Source organism: Candidatus Nitronauta litoralis, assembly GCA_015698285.1.
Taxonomy (GTDB): domain Bacteria; phylum Nitrospinota; class Nitrospinia; order Nitrospinales; family Nitrospinaceae; genus Nitronauta; species Nitronauta litoralis.
Map to the genome: position 1 here is coordinate 1,565,579 of CP048685.1, position 14,318 is coordinate 1,579,896.

General features: G+C 48.1%; 26 protein-coding genes. 22 read left to right on the plus strand and 4 right to left on the minus strand.

Annotated elements, in window-relative coordinates:
• Nucleotides 1-150: 150 nt before the first annotated feature.
• Genes G3M70_07075 through G3M70_07085 form a run of 3 tightly spaced genes read right to left on the minus strand, consistent with a single transcriptional unit; the run spans nt 151 to nt 1,854 of the window.
• Nucleotides 151-804 carry a DUF4124 domain-containing protein gene (locus G3M70_07075; GenBank protein ID QPJ61658.1) on the minus strand — a complete coding sequence of 218 codons (654 nt, stop codon included), beginning with the start codon at nt 802-804 and terminating at the stop codon, nt 151-153.
• 23 nt (nt 805-827) lie between these two features.
• Entirely contained in the window at nt 828-1,175 is a 348-nt protein-coding gene (locus G3M70_07080; protein QPJ61659.1) for a DUF4124 domain-containing protein, read from the minus strand.
• Between the two features lie 13 nt (nt 1,176-1,188).
• Nucleotides 1,189-1,854 (minus strand): helix-turn-helix transcriptional regulator, encoded by a 666-nt coding sequence (locus G3M70_07085; protein QPJ61660.1) that lies wholly within the window; start codon nt 1,852-1,854, stop codon nt 1,189-1,191.
• Between the two features lie 298 nt (nt 1,855-2,152).
• Here G3M70_07085 and G3M70_07090 point away from each other — a divergent pair, with 298 nt between their 5' ends.
• Genes G3M70_07090 through G3M70_07100 form a run of 3 tightly spaced genes read left to right on the plus strand, consistent with a single transcriptional unit; the run spans nt 2,153 to nt 4,946 of the window.
• Nucleotides 2,153-2,578 carry a hypothetical protein gene (locus G3M70_07090; protein QPJ61661.1) on the plus strand — a complete coding sequence of 142 codons (426 nt, stop codon included), beginning with the start codon at nt 2,153-2,155 and terminating at the stop codon, nt 2,576-2,578.
• Nucleotides 2,575-2,796, plus strand: coding sequence for a hypothetical protein (locus tag G3M70_07095; GenBank protein QPJ61662.1), 222 nt, complete (start codon nt 2,575-2,577; stop codon nt 2,794-2,796). Before G3M70_07090 ends, G3M70_07095 begins: the two co-directional genes overlap by 4 nt.
• Nucleotides 2,793-4,946 (plus strand): transposase, encoded by a 2,154-nt coding sequence (locus G3M70_07100; protein ID QPJ61663.1) that lies wholly within the window; start codon nt 2,793-2,795, stop codon nt 4,944-4,946. Before G3M70_07095 ends, G3M70_07100 begins: the two co-directional genes overlap by 4 nt.
• 2 nt (nt 4,947-4,948) lie before the next feature.
• Here the strand turns inward: G3M70_07100 and G3M70_07105 are convergent, their stop codons facing one another.
• The gene (locus tag G3M70_07105; protein QPJ61664.1) at nt 4,949-5,383 is read right to left on the minus strand and encodes a hypothetical protein; all 435 of its coding nucleotides are present in this window, start codon (nt 5,381-5,383) and stop codon (nt 4,949-4,951) included.
• Between the two features lie 75 nt (nt 5,384-5,458).
• Here G3M70_07105 and G3M70_07110 point away from each other — a divergent pair, with 75 nt between their 5' ends.
• The 19 genes from G3M70_07110 to G3M70_07200 all read left to right on the plus strand — a co-directional run bounded on the left by G3M70_07110 (nt 5,459) and on the right by G3M70_07200 (nt 14,306).
• On the plus strand, nt 5,459-5,830 hold the full coding sequence (locus tag G3M70_07110) for a hypothetical protein (protein ID QPJ61665.1): 372 nt from the start codon (nt 5,459-5,461) through the stop codon (nt 5,828-5,830).
• 87 nt (nt 5,831-5,917) lie between these two features.
• Entirely contained in the window at nt 5,918-6,622 is a 705-nt protein-coding gene (locus G3M70_07115; GenBank protein ID QPJ61666.1) for an AAA family ATPase, read from the plus strand.
• Entirely contained in the window at nt 6,619-7,098 is a 480-nt protein-coding gene (locus G3M70_07120; protein ID QPJ61667.1) for a winged helix-turn-helix domain-containing protein, read from the plus strand. The genes G3M70_07115 and G3M70_07120 overlap by 4 nt, the downstream gene beginning before the upstream one ends.
• Nucleotides 7,095-7,280: a hypothetical protein gene (locus G3M70_07125; GenBank protein ID QPJ61668.1), complete on the plus strand. Its 186-nt coding sequence runs from the start codon at nt 7,095-7,097 to the stop codon at nt 7,278-7,280. The genes G3M70_07120 and G3M70_07125 overlap by 4 nt, the downstream gene beginning before the upstream one ends.
• A complete protein-coding gene (locus G3M70_07130; protein QPJ61669.1) occupies nt 7,277-7,864 on the plus strand; it encodes a hypothetical protein in 588 nt (195 codons plus the stop codon). The genes G3M70_07125 and G3M70_07130 overlap by 4 nt, the downstream gene beginning before the upstream one ends.
• Complete coding sequence (locus tag G3M70_07135; GenBank protein QPJ61670.1) at nt 7,861-8,055, plus strand: hypothetical protein; 195 nt, start codon at nt 7,861-7,863, stop codon at nt 8,053-8,055. Before G3M70_07130 ends, G3M70_07135 begins: the two co-directional genes overlap by 4 nt.
• On the plus strand, nt 8,036-8,401 hold the full coding sequence (locus G3M70_07140) for a hypothetical protein (GenBank protein ID QPJ61671.1): 366 nt from the start codon (nt 8,036-8,038) through the stop codon (nt 8,399-8,401). Before G3M70_07135 ends, G3M70_07140 begins: the two co-directional genes overlap by 20 nt.
• Nucleotides 8,401-8,790 (plus strand): hypothetical protein, encoded by a 390-nt coding sequence (locus tag G3M70_07145; GenBank protein ID QPJ61672.1) that lies wholly within the window; start codon nt 8,401-8,403, stop codon nt 8,788-8,790. Before G3M70_07140 ends, G3M70_07145 begins: the two co-directional genes overlap by 1 nt.
• On the plus strand, nt 8,787-9,515 hold the full coding sequence (locus G3M70_07150; GenBank protein ID QPJ61673.1) for a hypothetical protein: 729 nt from the start codon (nt 8,787-8,789) through the stop codon (nt 9,513-9,515). The genes G3M70_07145 and G3M70_07150 overlap by 4 nt, the downstream gene beginning before the upstream one ends.
• Nucleotides 9,508-9,942, plus strand: a complete 435-nt coding sequence (locus G3M70_07155) for a hypothetical protein (GenBank protein ID QPJ61674.1) — start codon at nt 9,508-9,510, stop codon at nt 9,940-9,942. Before G3M70_07150 ends, G3M70_07155 begins: the two co-directional genes overlap by 8 nt.
• On the plus strand, nt 9,939-10,277 hold the full coding sequence (locus G3M70_07160; protein ID QPJ61675.1) for a hypothetical protein: 339 nt from the start codon (nt 9,939-9,941) through the stop codon (nt 10,275-10,277). Before G3M70_07155 ends, G3M70_07160 begins: the two co-directional genes overlap by 4 nt.
• Nucleotides 10,277-10,735 (plus strand): regulatory protein GemA, encoded by a 459-nt coding sequence (locus tag G3M70_07165; GenBank protein ID QPJ61676.1) that lies wholly within the window; start codon nt 10,277-10,279, stop codon nt 10,733-10,735. Before G3M70_07160 ends, G3M70_07165 begins: the two co-directional genes overlap by 1 nt.
• Nucleotides 10,732-11,031, plus strand: coding sequence for a hypothetical protein (locus tag G3M70_07170; protein QPJ61677.1), 300 nt, complete (start codon nt 10,732-10,734; stop codon nt 11,029-11,031). Before G3M70_07165 ends, G3M70_07170 begins: the two co-directional genes overlap by 4 nt.
• A gap of 88 nt (nt 11,032-11,119) precedes the next feature.
• The gene (locus tag G3M70_07175; GenBank protein QPJ61678.1) at nt 11,120-11,344 is read left to right on the plus strand and encodes a hypothetical protein; all 225 of its coding nucleotides are present in this window, start codon (nt 11,120-11,122) and stop codon (nt 11,342-11,344) included.
• Between the two features lies 1 nt (nt 11,345).
• Nucleotides 11,346-11,570, plus strand: a complete 225-nt coding sequence (locus G3M70_07180; protein QPJ61679.1) for a hypothetical protein — start codon at nt 11,346-11,348, stop codon at nt 11,568-11,570.
• The gene (locus tag G3M70_07185) at nt 11,557-11,997 is read left to right on the plus strand and encodes a hypothetical protein (protein QPJ61680.1); all 441 of its coding nucleotides are present in this window, start codon (nt 11,557-11,559) and stop codon (nt 11,995-11,997) included. The genes G3M70_07180 and G3M70_07185 overlap by 14 nt, the downstream gene beginning before the upstream one ends.
• On the plus strand, nt 11,994-12,902 hold the full coding sequence (locus tag G3M70_07190; protein ID QPJ61681.1) for a phage Gp37/Gp68 family protein: 909 nt from the start codon (nt 11,994-11,996) through the stop codon (nt 12,900-12,902). Before G3M70_07185 ends, G3M70_07190 begins: the two co-directional genes overlap by 4 nt.
• A complete protein-coding gene (locus G3M70_07195; protein QPJ61682.1) occupies nt 12,899-13,132 on the plus strand; it encodes a hypothetical protein in 234 nt (77 codons plus the stop codon). Before G3M70_07190 ends, G3M70_07195 begins: the two co-directional genes overlap by 4 nt.
• 40 nt (nt 13,133-13,172) lie before the next feature.
• Nucleotides 13,173-14,306 (plus strand): hypothetical protein, encoded by a 1,134-nt coding sequence (locus tag G3M70_07200; GenBank protein ID QPJ61683.1) that lies wholly within the window; start codon nt 13,173-13,175, stop codon nt 14,304-14,306.
• Nucleotides 14,307-14,318 lie beyond the last annotated feature (12 nt).

Consider the following 14,318-nt stretch of genomic DNA (forward strand, 5'->3'; position numbering starts at 1 on the left):
GCGGGAAAAAGCGGGAAAGTCCGGGAAATATAGGGACTTAGAGGGCAGGAAAAAAAGTTTTATCTCGTTTTAATTGAAAAACAAAATCGGCAAAAAACAGGGTGTTTTTGCAGTTATATCAAGATTTTTTTAGTGGGCAAAAAGTAGGGATTATCTTAGATTTGCAAGGCAATAATTCTTCCCCTCCCAATCGCCCTTATGGTACAGGCGATCGCATTCTGAGATGACTGTAGAGTTTGCTCTGGACGATATACGCTTGTACTTATCCTTGTTTCGGATCTGCCTATGGTAGCACCCCTTAATTTTTATCCAGCGTGGAAGGCCCCAGAAACTCTTGCAATATTCAAGCTCAGAGCTGTTTCTGATGTTATGGCTGTACAGATCATTCTCAGCAGACTCCAGCTTTTTGCGACACTGCCAGACGTGATTTGTCGTTCCATATTCTTCTTCGCAATATTCATCAATCCTCATATTATGATGTGTGCCGACCTTTAACCTGGCTTTAGCTGCGGCTTCAATTTCGGCTCGTTTCTCCTGGCGTTTCTTGGCCGCCTTATTCAGTTCCTTTTCATTTTCCGCAATAAGGTTGTTGATTTTTTCATCAACCAAATCCAAAGCGCTCTTCTCAGGTCTCGGCCTCTGGTATGTCCGCCTATGCTTCACGCTCTGCCGGTATTTCAAGGGAACCTTGGCGGCAGAATCCACATAATGCGTCTTGCCCTGGTCGTCTTTGTATTTAAAAAAATCGGCCCAGGCCACGCCTGGCATCAAAACAAAAATCAAAATAAAAAGAAAAAACCTCATATCGTTTTCTCCTCTAAATATTGCTACCGCCGCTTGTTTCGGACCGATTCTTCAAGAGCTCGGCGGTCACGGTCTATTTGATCAATTTCACTTTCAAGACGTCTGATTTTCTTTTGTGATTCGGCCTGCTTCCGTTTGTTCTCCGCGATCATATCATCGATTATTCCAACCACCTCAGCCTTGGAGGGTGTGGCTTTCTGCGGCCTGTCCGGTGTTACCTTGTGCTTCACGCTCTGCCGGTATTTCAAAGGCACCTTGGCGGCAGAATCCACATAATGCGTTTTGCCCTGGTCATCTGTGTATTTAAAGAAATCAGCCCAGGCCACGCCTGGCAATAAAACAAAAATCAAAATACCAAGTAACAATCTCATATCGTTTTCTCCTCTAAATATCTCGTGCAAACCAGACAACCCGTCCAATTATAGTGAGCAGCTCTACCTGGTCTCCAACCGCCGTGAAAGCCTTGTACGCTGGGTTGTCTCCCTGAATGATAAGGTCTCCTGTCGGCATTTTCTGGATTCTTTTAACCTGTAAGTTACCATCAAAATTCAATACGTACAAACCGTCTGATCTATATTCTTGAACACCTCGGTTAACCAAAATCAAATCACCATCCAAAAGGGTGGGAGTCATTGAATCGCCATCAACTTTCACAAGTACAAGGCTTTTTGGATTCAATTCCCGGCTCGCAACCCAATCCCTTTTAAAAGAGAGATAGTCAACGATTTGCTCCGAATGGATCACGCTGCCATGCCCAGCGGAAACGCTAACGTCATACCGTGGGACCCTGATAAATTCAGATGATTCTCCAAGTTTGTAATTTTCTACACCCTCTTCAATTGCGTTCTGAGGGTCTTTCCCGGTGATTATCCACTCTGGACTGATACCGTATTTTTCGCCAATAACAAACGCCCACTTGGCAGGAAACATATCACGCTTTTTTGCACCATGCACACTTGACGGATGAATGCCCAAGGCCTCAGCCAGTTGGTTATATTTTGCAATAGGCGTTGCAGAAGTGACCCTCAACCAACACTCTTTAAACGTCATTTTATGGCCTTTGTTGCCCTCACACCTTTTCAAAGGAGGTGTGAGGCCTTTTTATTAAAAAACCTCACACCTTTTATATAAAGACTAAAGCCTTTATTTTTATATATTTACGGAATATTTTTTGCGTTTTCATATTTTTTTTGGTGTGAGGCTGTTTTTAATTGACAATAAATATGCTTTAGGCTATCTTTTTATTCGTTGCTTGACTTGATAAGCATTTTAACCCGACCCCCCACCCCCTTCAATATCTACTTTTGAAGCGAGTTCCGACAGGGGAATCAGGAAAAAAGCGGGAACGATGGCAGAACAATTTGATCTCTTCAATCAAAAAAACCTTAACCCTATCGACGGTCTAAAAGAAGCGATGCGGGTGGCGATAAAAACTTCCGGCCTTAGCCGGGATCAGGTTGCAGACCTTATGAATGAGCTCGCAGAAAAATACGGAGTCCCAAGCAAGGAGGGAAACTCAAAAGGCATTACGGTCGACATTATCGAAAAATGGATTGCTCCCTCCGCCACAAACCTGGTCTCCATAAAGTTGATTCCCATCTTTTGCGAGGCAACTAAAAGCGTCGCTCCAATTGAAGTGCTGGCACAGGCCATAGGGGGCCAACTGATAACGGGGGATGACATCACCCTGTTAAAGCTCGCCCAGGTAGAGCAAAAATCAAAAGAACTTCGGCACAGAAAAAGAATTCTTGAACTTCAACTCCAACAAAAATGAATCCCCAAAAAAAATACATCAAAGAAAAACGGGACGGTCTGCAAGTTTGGTTTCACCTCAAAAAACGCGGCTACAGCATGGCGGATGTTGGCCGCGCCACAGGCAAGACCAGGTCAGCGGTTCACCAGGTAATTTATGGAAAAAGAAACTCTAAAGAAATTCTTGATTTTATAGAGTCGATTGGCGTTCCAAAAAAACATCTGGGAGTAACAAGATGAACGCTTATCTAACTGCGGTGCAGCTTTCTTCTTTGTTGGGCATTGCAAAAAGAACGCTCCTCGCTCGATCAATCGAGGGCTCATGGCCTTACGAATTGCGTGATGGAAATGGAGGGAGAACTCGCTACTACAAACTCACAGACCTCCCCATTTCCGTCCAGTTGCAGATCAAGAAAGCCCAATCCTCCGGATGCGACGATCCGGACGCGCCAGGCGAGAGCCTCCCTGCGGTGGCGGCAACAAAAGAGCCAAGCCAGCTCGAACTCCTCCACGCCGCCGCAGGCGAGGCGCTCCTCCCTGAATGGGCAGAAAAAAAGGCCCGTGCCCGTTTCGACCTACTCCATCAATTCCACGAACACCGGGATCGAGCCAAGCCAAAGGGCGTTAAGAAAAAAGAAGCCGATCCGCAGTTCATAGCCATGTACAAAGCGGGTGCCTGGCCCCAATTAAAAGAAGAGCTGGGCGAGGTCTCCCTTAAAACAATTTTCGCATGGATGAAAATTTTAAAAGATGCCGGGAATGATTACCGCGCCCTCGCTCCTAAACACGGCCAGCATTTAAAAAAGAAATCACTCCTCACCCCGGAAGAAGAAAAAGAACTTTTTCTCCAACTGGAACACGAAAACAGAGTCCCTGTATCAGAAGCAATCCGCACCACAAAAGCAATCCTTCTTTCTAAGGGAATCGAATCGCCATCATCACCGGCGACCATGCGTCGTGCGGTGAACCGTTACAAACAATATGCATTCGATATGTGGGTACATCTCCGCGAAGGTGAAAAAGCATTCATCGATAAAGTGCTCCCCTACATTGTGAGGGATGATTCCAAACTGGAAGTGGGAGACGTCCTGGTTGGTGATGGTCATTACTGTAATTTTTTTGTGACGCACCCGTTCACCGGCAAGCAGGTGAGGCCGCTGTTAATCCTCTTTTACGACTGGCGTTCACGGTCAATGGCCGGTTGGGCGTTTTCGGTTACGGAAAATACCCAGGTAATCTCCGCAGCACTCCGCAACTCAATCATCGGGCTCGGAAAAATCCCGAAGGTCGTTTACATAGACAACGGAAAAGCCTTCCGCTCCAAATTTTTTACAGATGAAGTCTGTCCGGATTTTCATCAGTCTGGTCTCGGCGGCCTCTATCAACGCCTCGGGATCAAATGCGTATTTGCCCAACCCTACAACGCACGTGCAAAAGTAGTGGAGCGTTTTTTCAGAGACTTCGAAAAGTTTGAACGCTATATCCCAACATTTTGCGGATCATCCATCAAGGATAAACCAGCCTCCCTCATGAGAAATGAGCATCTCATGAAGAAGCTTAATAAACGAGCGCCGCTGGAGATCAGCCAGGTGAACCGGGCATTGCAAAGCTGGTGGAGTTTTGAGGCCAATCGTCCACATCCCACAATAAAAAACGCAACCAAGGCAGAAGTGTTTGAAGCAGGCCGGGGGAATGGTGTTGATCTCAATCAACTCCACTTCTTGATGATGGATGCCCAGGTAAAAAATTTAGGCCGCAACGGAATCCGAATGTTGAACGGGGACTACTGGAACGAAGCCTTATTCGGACTGCGTTGCAAAGTTACCGTTCGTTATGACTTCAATGACATTTCAAAAATATATGTATGGGATGAAGAGGGGGAATACCTGGGCATTGCCGAGCGACAAAAGGCCATGCACCCGATGGCCGCGCATCTGGGCACTGCAAAAGATGTTGCAGAGTTGAAGCACAAAACCAAGCAGATCAAGTCCATCAAAAAGCAAACGCAGGACCTGATTAAAAAAGCGCACGATCTTACCGGTCGCACCGCAAACGATATGCCGTGGAACAACATCATCGAGATTGCGCCGTCAACAGTCAATGCGGTTGAAAAATTCGAGAAACAAATCGAGGGCGAAAAGATAGCCGCGCAAATTCCGCAGATCACCAGTGATGAAATCGATCTTCTGCCAGAACCGGCGCCAGAGCCGGAACCGGAAAACGTAAGGCCATTGTTTGAAACCGAAGTCGAGCATTTCTGTTGGCTTCTGGAACGGGAGGAAATGAATGCCGATGATCGCGAATTTTTTGAAGAGTACAAAAAAACCGAGATGGGCAAAACCATCCTGCAGGGCCAGCCGGAACGCGCCAAAGGAGGAGCCAATGTTTAATTTTATTGGGAGGGTTTTTTCAGATCACGGAACGTTGGGTGTCCTTCGAGGGGCCAGAAGGAGCTTTCCCGATTTTCGATTTCTCGCCGGGCCTCGGCAGCCGCTCGAATCATGTTTCTGTAAGAAAGGCCCTCTTGGCATTTCTCTAAAACGGCGTAGAGCAGTTCCGCCGTTTCAATACCCATCTGAACCGAAGCAAAAACGAGGAGTAGCCTTTTCTCGCGATCATGTTTTAAAAGCATCTTCTTCTGGCGCGACGGGGTTGCGGAGGCAAAAACAGAAACCTCTTTATGATGCTCACGTCGCCATCGATACCATTCATTTACACCGAACGTGGAAAGCGCGTCAGGCACATCCGCGTATTCATCGGCTGTTAAAAGCCGCCACATCTCTGTGGCTAAGATTGCGCAATCGTGTGCGTATTTTTCAAGGGACATGCTGCCTCTGCGGTGGAATTAAAGAAGGCCCAAATTTATCACAGGTCGCCCCTTCGGGCAATGAGGGAGACACCAATGTTTAATCTAAAAAAACGTCTCACCGATCCGGGGTACTGGTTATACGCCGCCCTCATCTATCTGCTCTTTTCTGTCGGATTATTAGTCGTCACCTTTCTGGACGCAAAAGCCGCCGAGCTCACACCAGTTAAAGCCAATACCCAATGCGGAACCCTGAACCACGGCAACGGTCTGATCGAAAATTTGTATGACGAAAATCAGGACGGCACCCCGGACCGCTTCACACTGACAGGTCTGGATCGAACATCACAACCACGCCAGCACCCGCTCTTTTATGGGCAGGATGAAAATCAGGATGGTGAATGGACCGTGTGGATAGACAGAAAGGAAGACGGCATTAACGGGAATGAAGAAATTTATCAGCAATAAAAAAACCGCGCCAGAGGTAGACGGCCTCCAGCGCGGCAATTCCAAAAAAAGCAAACATAAAAAAGAACGTAACCAGGAGTCTACTTTATGAATCAGGAAATGGTCAACACCAAAAACGTTCAGGATTTTTACAAGGGTTTAGAAATCCTGAAAAAAGGAACCGCTGGGCGCAAGGGAATGATGCTGGTTTCTGGCAAGCCCGGTACCGGCAAAACCTTTGCCTGTCAACGGCATGCAGTCGACTCCGGCGCGGCCTACGTCCGCTGCCGATATGTGGACACCCCACGCAACCTGCTCCACTCAATCGTTGCTGAGCTCGGCGAGGAACCACGCGGGTTCACCGGCAAGCTGTTCACCCAGGCTAAAGAGCACCTGCTGGAAAAACCCAGGCTCCTCATCCTGGATGAAGTCGATTACCTCGTAGCCAACAAAGGCATGATCGAAATCGTGCGCGATCTGAATGATGAATCGAACGCACCCATCATCATCACCGGTATGGAGCACATCGGTAAAAAGCTCCAGCGCTTCCCGCACCTGTATGACCGCATTCGCGCCGAGGTTGTGTTCCAGCTTTTCGAACCAAAAGAAATCAAAACCATTGCCTCCAAAATCTGCACAGCAACTTTGGATGATAGTGCCATTCATTACATCCACGAAAAGAGCGGAGGCAAGCTCCGCCTCACGATGGACCTGTTTGACCTGGCCGAACGCCTCGCCAAACAAAACCGATTGAAAGAAATAACACAGGAGCACCTTAAGTCCTCTTTTGAAAAGAAAAGGGTTCGATCATGAAGTTCAACCAGGTAATCCAGGTTTTGATCGACAAGAAAACGCCCAGGATCACCCTGGCTGAACTGGCAGAGAAAACCGGCTTCACCGAAAAATATTGCAAGCGGGTGTTGAAGGAAGTCATGAATGCCGGTCTGGCCAGGTTCGATAATCGAGCGGAAAAAGAGTTCTATGTGATCGGCTCGCGCCAGAAGCTGAAAGGCTTATTAAAAACTCTTCAAAGGCCCAACAAAAACCGCGACAAAATCTGGCATGCCATTCGAATTTTAAAGCCGGTTTTTAATCGCAAGAGCTTAAGTGAGATTTCCAGCGTCAACCCGCACACAGTTGACGACTATTTAAAAGTACTCGCGCATCACAAAATCATAGTGAAAGTGGACCGTGGCAGGCACGGCACCAACTGGCAGCTTATTAAAGACCTCGGGCCGCAGCGTCCGGTCCTTTCCGAGAAACCCAAAAAGAAAGAAGGCGTTAAATGAAAATGCAATGCCAATGCAAAAACAAACATCCACTCCCCTGGTGGCGGCGGCTCATGAAGAAATTCGGATTCAAAAAGAAACCCAAAGTGATCGATGCCAAAGCACCCCGCCTCGATCTTGTTCATGGCGGATCACCACACATCATCGTTTCAGAATATTCGCAAAGGAATTTTCCATTATGAGCAAATCAAAAAAGAAACCCGTCATTATCAAAGACATCGCCCAGGCAGAAGAGGCGGTGAAGCGCCTGCATCAAATTGGCCTGAAACGGGAGTATTGGTCGCAAATGGAAGCGCGCGATATCCAGAAGGTGAAGGATAAATGGGATGCCAGAAGGGCAGAAGGCGATGAACCGGCACTCATAAAAGAGCAAAAAGAACTGGAGGCCGCGCTTGAAACCTATGCCGGGGCCAGCCGTGCAAAGTGGGATGCCAAAAGCCTGAAACTCCGGTACGGCACACTCTCTTTTCACGCCGGTCAACCGGCAGTAAAAACCATCCGAAGTATCGCGAAAAATTTTGAAGTCGCGTTAGCTCGGTTGATCGCACTCCCCTGGAGCAAGCCTTATATCCGCACGGTTCAAGAGATTAACAAAGACGCAATACTGGATAGTCGAAAGGTTTGGGAGAAAAAGCCCGGTGGTATGCCTTTATACGATTCCCAACTGAAGGAGGCTGGCTTGAAAGTGGTTCAGGAAGAAAAATTCAGAGTGACCACCACCGCAGAAAAAGAAATCCGGGAACGCCTGGAGGCGAGAAAACAATGATCCCTTGCCCAAAATGCTCAGAGGTCACCCCGCTGCGCGTTCATTTTCAGCCCAACAACAAAGAGCTGGAGCTCGGGCTCCATTGTCCAGGGTGCAAGGCGTTATTCATCTATGAACTGGATGAAATTCTAATCCAGAAGAACATGACTGAATACCCGTTGAGGAAAGACGATGAATCCAAAACAGATTGAACAGATGAATTTCAACGAAGGCGCGGTGTGGGACATGCTTCAGACCGCCCGAGGTAAATCCAATGCCATCAGCCGCGAAGCCCTGGCAGAAGCGCTCAACATCAGCGACAGGAAGATACGCGAAATCGTGGCCGCGCTCATTGTCGATTGGGGAACGATCATAATTTCTGATTACCGCTCAGGCGGGTATTACCTGCCATCCTGTGAATCCGAAATTGAAACCTATATCCACAACCTGCACAGTCACGGCGTGTCCATCCTGAAACGCGAAGCCGCCATCAAAAAGATAGACCTGGCAGAACTCCTGGCCGAATACCAGATGGAACTGCCGCTGGAGGTGTCCTGATGGGAATGGAAGTCCGGGTTTACCGCCCAAATAAAAACGGTGATTTGAAATTAAAAACGGTGATCACTCCAGATCAAATGTTCAAGTGCATGCTATCGCCGCAGGCCGCCGCCGAACTTAATTACAGGATTAAGGGCAACAAAAAAACAAAAAAAAGAACAAAGCCAGTTCAAACCGAACCGCGCCAATTCAAGTACGTGCATTTCAACCCTACAACCATAGGGAAACCCTGGAGAGCGCAAGGCCACAGGAAAGAAGAAATTAAAAAAAACGGAGCGCTTAGAACCGTTCATAAAACAATCAACTTGGGGGCTTTCACCACGCAATATGCTGCCGCTCAGGCTGTTGCCAATCATAAAGGCTGTAAAGTGGAGGATCTTCGCAAATGATCCTCCGTTGCCCAACCTGCGGCACCACCGCCTCTTTTGAGACCTGGGGAAATCAGGATGTGCAGGGATGCCTGAAATTGTTCTCCGAATTTCCAAAGCCCACGCCTCATAGCGCAGTGCATTACCTCACGTTATTCCGCCCGGCAAAAACAGTGCTCACGTGGAAGAAGGCCGGAAAGGTGCTTAAAGAACTTTTAGAAATGATCGATTCCAAAACAATCAAAATACCCGGTGAGCCCGAGATCGGCATCACCCCGGCCACCTGGGCAAAGGCGATGGACAGCATGGTCCTGAACGATTCCAAAATCAAACGACCACTCACGAATCATAACTACTTAAAGAAAGTAGCCTACAGCATGGCCGATGAAGTAGATCAAAATCCCCCTTGTAAAGGGGGAAAGCGAAGCCAGGGGGATTATTCCAATCAGCCGGAGCAAGAGGAGTCTGATCTGCCAACGCCGGACGATTATGATTTCTTTCAGCTTTGGATTGAAAAATGCGCCGATGAAATCCCCGCAGAATCCGTCTCAAAATACTTTCTGCCGCTGGAACTTGCCAAACTCACAGATATGGAAATGACCATCAAGGCACCCAACGATTTGATGCGGAAATTGCTCAACGCAAATTTTAAAGAGCAAATGGAAGACGCTATGAAAAAACTGGACGGTCCAGCCCGAACACTCCGCATCCTGGCCGATCCAAAAGGAGGCACACCATATGCTTAATATTTCTTTCGGATACACGTGGCATGCGGTTGTGATGGATGCCAAAACCTGCACCCTCCGGGATTGGAAAGACAGCCACGCTAAAAAGTTCATCAAAGGCAGTTTGGTGGCCGGTCTCACCAAAGGGTACTTCGCCAATGGCAAAAAGTTTGGAATCGTCCAGGTGAAAGATTGCTACCGGGTGAATACCTCAGAATTAGCAGATGAAGACTACGTCAATGAAGGTTTCGAGTTTTATGATCGCTACCCTTTCTTGATTCCACCGTGCTCCCCCTTCGCCAAATTTGAAAACCAGCAACAGGCCTTCGATGATTGGCGGGAGCAGGAACTCGATATGTGGCGGCTTGATTTCAATGTTTTTGAAATTGAACCCTCCATTTTGGTCGAAGTGATTGAAATGACCCGAAAAGGGGGACTCCTGAAATGACCCAGCTCACCAAAATTGCAACGCTCGATCTCGGCGGGTATCCAGCTTATGTGTATTACACCGGGTGGTGCCATCGAATCTTTATCGATGAACGTGTCGAGCATCCCAACATCCAGTTTCTGGCGGCAGGCGGGGAACTACCCGCAGTTTTGGAAGTGGAAACCCTGGCCGACCGGCTGGAAAAATTCAACCAGGGTAGAGAAGAATTTAAAGCACCGCCCTGCCCGGAATGCGGTGCCGAGGTTGAGGTAGAGCCCTTCGAAATCCAGGATCAGCACAAATGCACCAAATGCGATTGGTATGTGTTCATCAGAAAACCAGAGGAGCTGCCGTAATGCCATCCCAAGCCATGCTGGCCAAAATCCATATAGCCAAAAAGGAATTGAATCTCGATGACACCGAATACCGCGAGTTGCTCTTTGGCGAAACCGAGAAAACCTCTGCAAAAGATTTGACGGATGCCGAAGCCTCAAAAGTGATCCAGGCATTCGAAAGTCTGGGTTGGGTTGGTTCGGCTCCCCCTTCTCCGAAGGGGGCGGGGGGGGCTTCTTCCTCCAGCGGTTTAAAAAACCGCTTCTCCAATCTCGATGGCCGACCAGGCATGGCCACCGCCAAACAACTGAGAATGATCGAGGCGATATGGATGAAGCACCCTGGAATACAAATCAAAACAGGAGAGGCGTTACGCAGATTTTTAAAGAACAAATTCAATCTCGACGGGCTCCGTTTTATCGAACGCGACCAGGTCGGGAAGATCAAAACAGCAATCGAATCGATAAGGAGATACCAATGAATCAAATTGAATTTGCTGAATTAACAAAAGAAGAAACTGTTTTAATGGAAAAAATTTTAAAGAGGGCAGAACCACTTTTCGAAAATAAAATAAACCCTGAAGAAATAACCACCCACATCGGAATGAATTTAAGGGCAGTTCATGCAGTATGCCCTCTCGATTTTAGGAAGCTTCACGGGTTCAATGATTTTAGTTTTGCACACGACATCATCATGATTGACATGAAGCTAAATAAGGAAACGGGAGAGCTTGAGGAATTCTTTCTCCCACGTTGCGCAAAACCACAATCCAACTAACGCCGTGAGGCGGGGAATACCAACTCCCCCAGGGAACCGTGCAAACCAAACCAACACTCCGCCTCACGGCATTTGAATAAGAGAAACCATGAATCAAGACAAATGCCTCAACCCGGATTGTGAATATCCGGTCTTAAACCCCTACATTCCATTTTGCTCCACTTGTTATTTTTTAACAGAGGATGGGGAAATAAAAAAATTACTGAACCGCATGGCGACCTACAGACGGCTCTACGGTACGTGGCCGAAAGATTTTGATGAGCGCGTTCAAAAATCAATCGATTCTATCAATCAAACGTTGGGAAAAAATTAATATGAAACTGGCCAAATTAGGCAATGCAGTAATTGATGCAAGCCGAATTGAATCTGCTTTTATTTGTGATCAGACAAAACCACCATACACCCAGGTTCGTGTGGTGATGCATTCCCGAGCAGAACATTTTTTCCCGGTTAAGGATGACAGCGAAGCCTGGGAATTGATTGAAGAATTAATGGATGTAAAAGAAGACGAAAGAGAGGAACTCAATGAAATGGTTTGAAAAGTTAGTGTCAGGCCGCAGGCCGGATTTGATCGTAGAAATTGAGGGGAAGGTATACATGAAGCGCTGGTGGGTAATTCCTCGCAACCGATTCCTCAATATCTTCCTGCATAAATTCGTGCATTCAGATGAACCAGTACTGCACGATCACCCGTGGCCCTCAATTTCCTATTACCTCAAAGGCCGCCTGGCTGAAACCTTTCCGGATGGTGGCCGCCTGTGCCAACAGGGGAAATTCTACTACCGCTCCGCGTCACAACTTCACTACTTAACAAAAGTAGATCAGCAATCCGTATGGACCCTGTTTTTCACCGGGCCCAAACTTCGGGAATGGGGTTTCAGAACAGATAAAGGTTGGATCCCTCATTTCCTTTTCACCAATCGGCCAGGAGCCAATGAACAAAGAGAATACAAGAGGGCATCGTGAGCAACACCAAAATAGAGTGGGCCACCAAAGTCTGGAACCCGGTCACCGGCTGCACAAAGGTTTCTGATGGATGCAAGTACTGTTACGCAGAAAGGCAATGGCCGCGCCTGGCCGGAAACAAGAAAACCCTGTACCACGGCAGAAATTTCACAGACGTTGAATGCCACGAGCAGCTATTGCAACAGCCTTTCAAGTGGAAAAGTCCCGAGCGGATTTTTGTCAACTCAATGTCTGATCTCTTTCATGATGCAGTGCCGGATAATTTCATAAAGAAGGTTTTAAATGTGGTCGACGGCAATCCGCGACACACTTTCATCGTTCTCACCAAAAGGCCTGAACGTACGCAGGAATTCTTTGCAAATTTTTATGATTTCCGACCAGGTAGTGATTTGACGTTGAGAAAAAATCTATGGCTCGGTGTTTCGGTTGAGGACCAAAAAACAGCAGACGAACGCATTCCCGTTCTTTTAGAAACACCCGCCGCCAAACGGATCATCTCTTACGAACCAGCACTCGGCCCCGTAAATTTTGAAAAGTTTTTAGTCCCCCCTTCTCCGAAGGGGGCGGAGGGGGCTTCTTCCTTAGACTGGATCATCGCCGGGGGAGAGTCCGGCCCTAAAGCCCGGCCATCACACCCGCAATGGTTTCGGGATGTGCGCGATCAATGCGCCAAAGCAAACGTTCCTTTTTTCTTCAAGCAGTGGGGAGAGTGGGCTCCTCAAGATGATTGGAATAAGGGGCGTGATGATTACTGGAAGATCACAAAACACGGGGCAGTGCCACGCTACCGGTCGCACTTGCTCAATGAAAAGGATGGCGCGGTGGATTTTGTCGGCAAAAAAAAGGCAGGTCACCTGCTAGACGGCAAAGAATATTTCCAATTCCCGGAGGGAGGCGCTCAATGATCACACACGTGGCAGTCATCATTGACGGGGAAGTGGTTTCGATGCCAAAGCCCGCAAGGCATCACGAAATTCTGCATAAGTTTCCACGCGCCAATCACAACCAGGGGCCGCAAGGCTTTATTGACGATAAGGAAGGATTCGTGGGCAGGCGTAGAGCCGCCACCCTGGCTATGGAAGCGGACCAAATTGAAGAGATCAACCGACCTCTCTACTCAGAGGACTTGTGGTGATTAAAATAAATCTTGAAAAAAATCGCGAAGGAGGCACTACGTGATCTATCAACCCACATCCACATTACCGGCGAACCTTTCTGGCCAGCAATTGGCAGGGCCGTTCAACCTCATGGGTTCTATTTTAAACGCCGCAGAAAACACACCGTCAAATATCACCTTTGTTGGTGAGCGCTGCAACCTGGTCCTGGCCAGCGATCCTGATCCAACGATTATTTCCGGCCTCAAAACAGCAAACCCCAACTGCATCGTGCTGTGGTTCGTTTCCCCCTACTTCGCTACCGGCGATGATTTGTGGAACGCCAGCACTCAGGAACTTCAAGATGCTCTGGTCGCAAAATACGGGTTGCACGACCCGCAGGATCAACCCATCACCTACGGCGGTCCCACATACCCAGGCCTGGCTTTGGGTCAGGCACTTCCTTTAATGGACGTGCGTAATGCCGCCTGGCAGGATTATTTCGCCGCGCAAATGGCGAAGTACGTGCCCATTGTCGGGTTTGATGGAGTGTTTCTCGACACGATGACAGAAGATATACCGGCATGGGCGCTGGCCGCTGGCCCAACCTTCCCGAAAGGCTACACTGCCAATGGCTGGAAGTATGGCTCCTATGAGTTCCTGGCTAAAATTCAGGACGCAATGGCGGCCATCGGTAAAGTGGTTTATTTTAATGGCATTTCAAAAGGCTCAACCGCCACCACGTCTTTCCTGAATAAGGGCATGCTGGAAATGGTCGAAGGTGGCGCGGTGGAAGCCTATAGCATCGGGTCCGATTTTTATTCCACCGATACGCTCAAACAACATTTTTTTCAAGAAACTGTAATGAGGGATTTGAGCCAGGCGTTATTGCTCAATAAAAAAATAGTGATCGAGGCCTACGTCGATACCTGGTCAGTAAAGAAAAGCCTGTATTTTCTCGGCGGTATTTCCCTGGTTCAAAACGGGAACCTGTTTCCGTATCTCACAGAAAACGGCTCAGCGGGAACCTTCGTCTATCTCGATGAATGGGGCATGAACCTGGGCGATCCGGTCGGAGCTTTTACGATAAACGGAGACGGTACCTACCAACGCCAGTTCACCAATGGCCTGGTAGTCGTCAACCCAACCGCCAACACCATCACCCGGCAGGTGGCGCTTGCCCCATTCTCCGGCAACTTCTTTTTAAACTCTTGATCCTCCCCCTTG

Excerpts from the sequence above, each read along its gene's own strand:
- G3M70_07145 (QPJ61672.1), top strand. The coding sequence starts at position 8,401 with ATGGGAATGGAAGTCCGGGTTTACCGCCCAAATAAAAACGGTGATTTG.
- G3M70_07115 (QPJ61666.1), top strand. The coding sequence starts at position 5,918 with ATGAATCAGGAAATGGTCAACACCAAAAACGTTCAGGATTTTTACAAG.
- G3M70_07165 (QPJ61676.1), top strand. The coding sequence starts at position 10,277 with ATGCCATCCCAAGCCATGCTGGCCAAAATCCATATAGCCAAAAAGGAA.
- G3M70_07090 (QPJ61661.1), top strand. The coding sequence starts at position 2,153 with ATGGCAGAACAATTTGATCTCTTCAATCAAAAAAACCTTAACCCTATC.
- G3M70_07160 (QPJ61675.1), top strand. The coding sequence starts at position 9,939 with ATGACCCAGCTCACCAAAATTGCAACGCTCGATCTCGGCGGGTATCCA.
- G3M70_07120 (QPJ61667.1), top strand. The coding sequence starts at position 6,619 with ATGAAGTTCAACCAGGTAATCCAGGTTTTGATCGACAAGAAAACGCCC.
- G3M70_07170 (QPJ61677.1), top strand. The coding sequence starts at position 10,732 with ATGAATCAAATTGAATTTGCTGAATTAACAAAAGAAGAAACTGTTTTA.
- G3M70_07135 (QPJ61670.1), top strand. The coding sequence starts at position 7,861 with ATGATCCCTTGCCCAAAATGCTCAGAGGTCACCCCGCTGCGCGTTCAT.
- G3M70_07155 (QPJ61674.1), top strand. The coding sequence starts at position 9,508 with ATGCTTAATATTTCTTTCGGATACACGTGGCATGCGGTTGTGATGGAT.
- G3M70_07075 (QPJ61658.1), bottom strand. The coding sequence starts at position 804 with ATGAGGTTTTTTCTTTTTATTTTGATTTTTGTTTTGATGCCAGGCGTG.
- G3M70_07085 (QPJ61660.1), bottom strand. The coding sequence starts at position 1,854 with ATGACGTTTAAAGAGTGTTGGTTGAGGGTCACTTCTGCAACGCCTATT.
- G3M70_07130 (QPJ61669.1), top strand. The coding sequence starts at position 7,277 with ATGAGCAAATCAAAAAAGAAACCCGTCATTATCAAAGACATCGCCCAG.
- G3M70_07095 (QPJ61662.1), top strand. The coding sequence starts at position 2,575 with ATGAATCCCCAAAAAAAATACATCAAAGAAAAACGGGACGGTCTGCAA.
- G3M70_07195 (QPJ61682.1), top strand. The coding sequence starts at position 12,899 with ATGATCACACACGTGGCAGTCATCATTGACGGGGAAGTGGTTTCGATG.
- G3M70_07105 (QPJ61664.1), bottom strand. The coding sequence starts at position 5,383 with ATGTCCCTTGAAAAATACGCACACGATTGCGCAATCTTAGCCACAGAG.
- G3M70_07125 (QPJ61668.1), top strand. The coding sequence starts at position 7,095 with ATGAAAATGCAATGCCAATGCAAAAACAAACATCCACTCCCCTGGTGG.
- G3M70_07140 (QPJ61671.1), top strand. The coding sequence starts at position 8,036 with ATGAATCCAAAACAGATTGAACAGATGAATTTCAACGAAGGCGCGGTG.
- G3M70_07150 (QPJ61673.1), top strand. The coding sequence starts at position 8,787 with ATGATCCTCCGTTGCCCAACCTGCGGCACCACCGCCTCTTTTGAGACC.
- G3M70_07110 (QPJ61665.1), top strand. The coding sequence starts at position 5,459 with ATGTTTAATCTAAAAAAACGTCTCACCGATCCGGGGTACTGGTTATAC.
- G3M70_07175 (QPJ61678.1), top strand. The coding sequence starts at position 11,120 with ATGAATCAAGACAAATGCCTCAACCCGGATTGTGAATATCCGGTCTTA.
- G3M70_07180 (QPJ61679.1), top strand. The coding sequence starts at position 11,346 with ATGAAACTGGCCAAATTAGGCAATGCAGTAATTGATGCAAGCCGAATT.
- G3M70_07080 (QPJ61659.1), bottom strand. The coding sequence starts at position 1,175 with ATGAGATTGTTACTTGGTATTTTGATTTTTGTTTTATTGCCAGGCGTG.
- G3M70_07100 (QPJ61663.1), top strand. The coding sequence starts at position 2,793 with ATGAACGCTTATCTAACTGCGGTGCAGCTTTCTTCTTTGTTGGGCATT.
- G3M70_07185 (QPJ61680.1), top strand. The coding sequence starts at position 11,557 with ATGAAATGGTTTGAAAAGTTAGTGTCAGGCCGCAGGCCGGATTTGATC.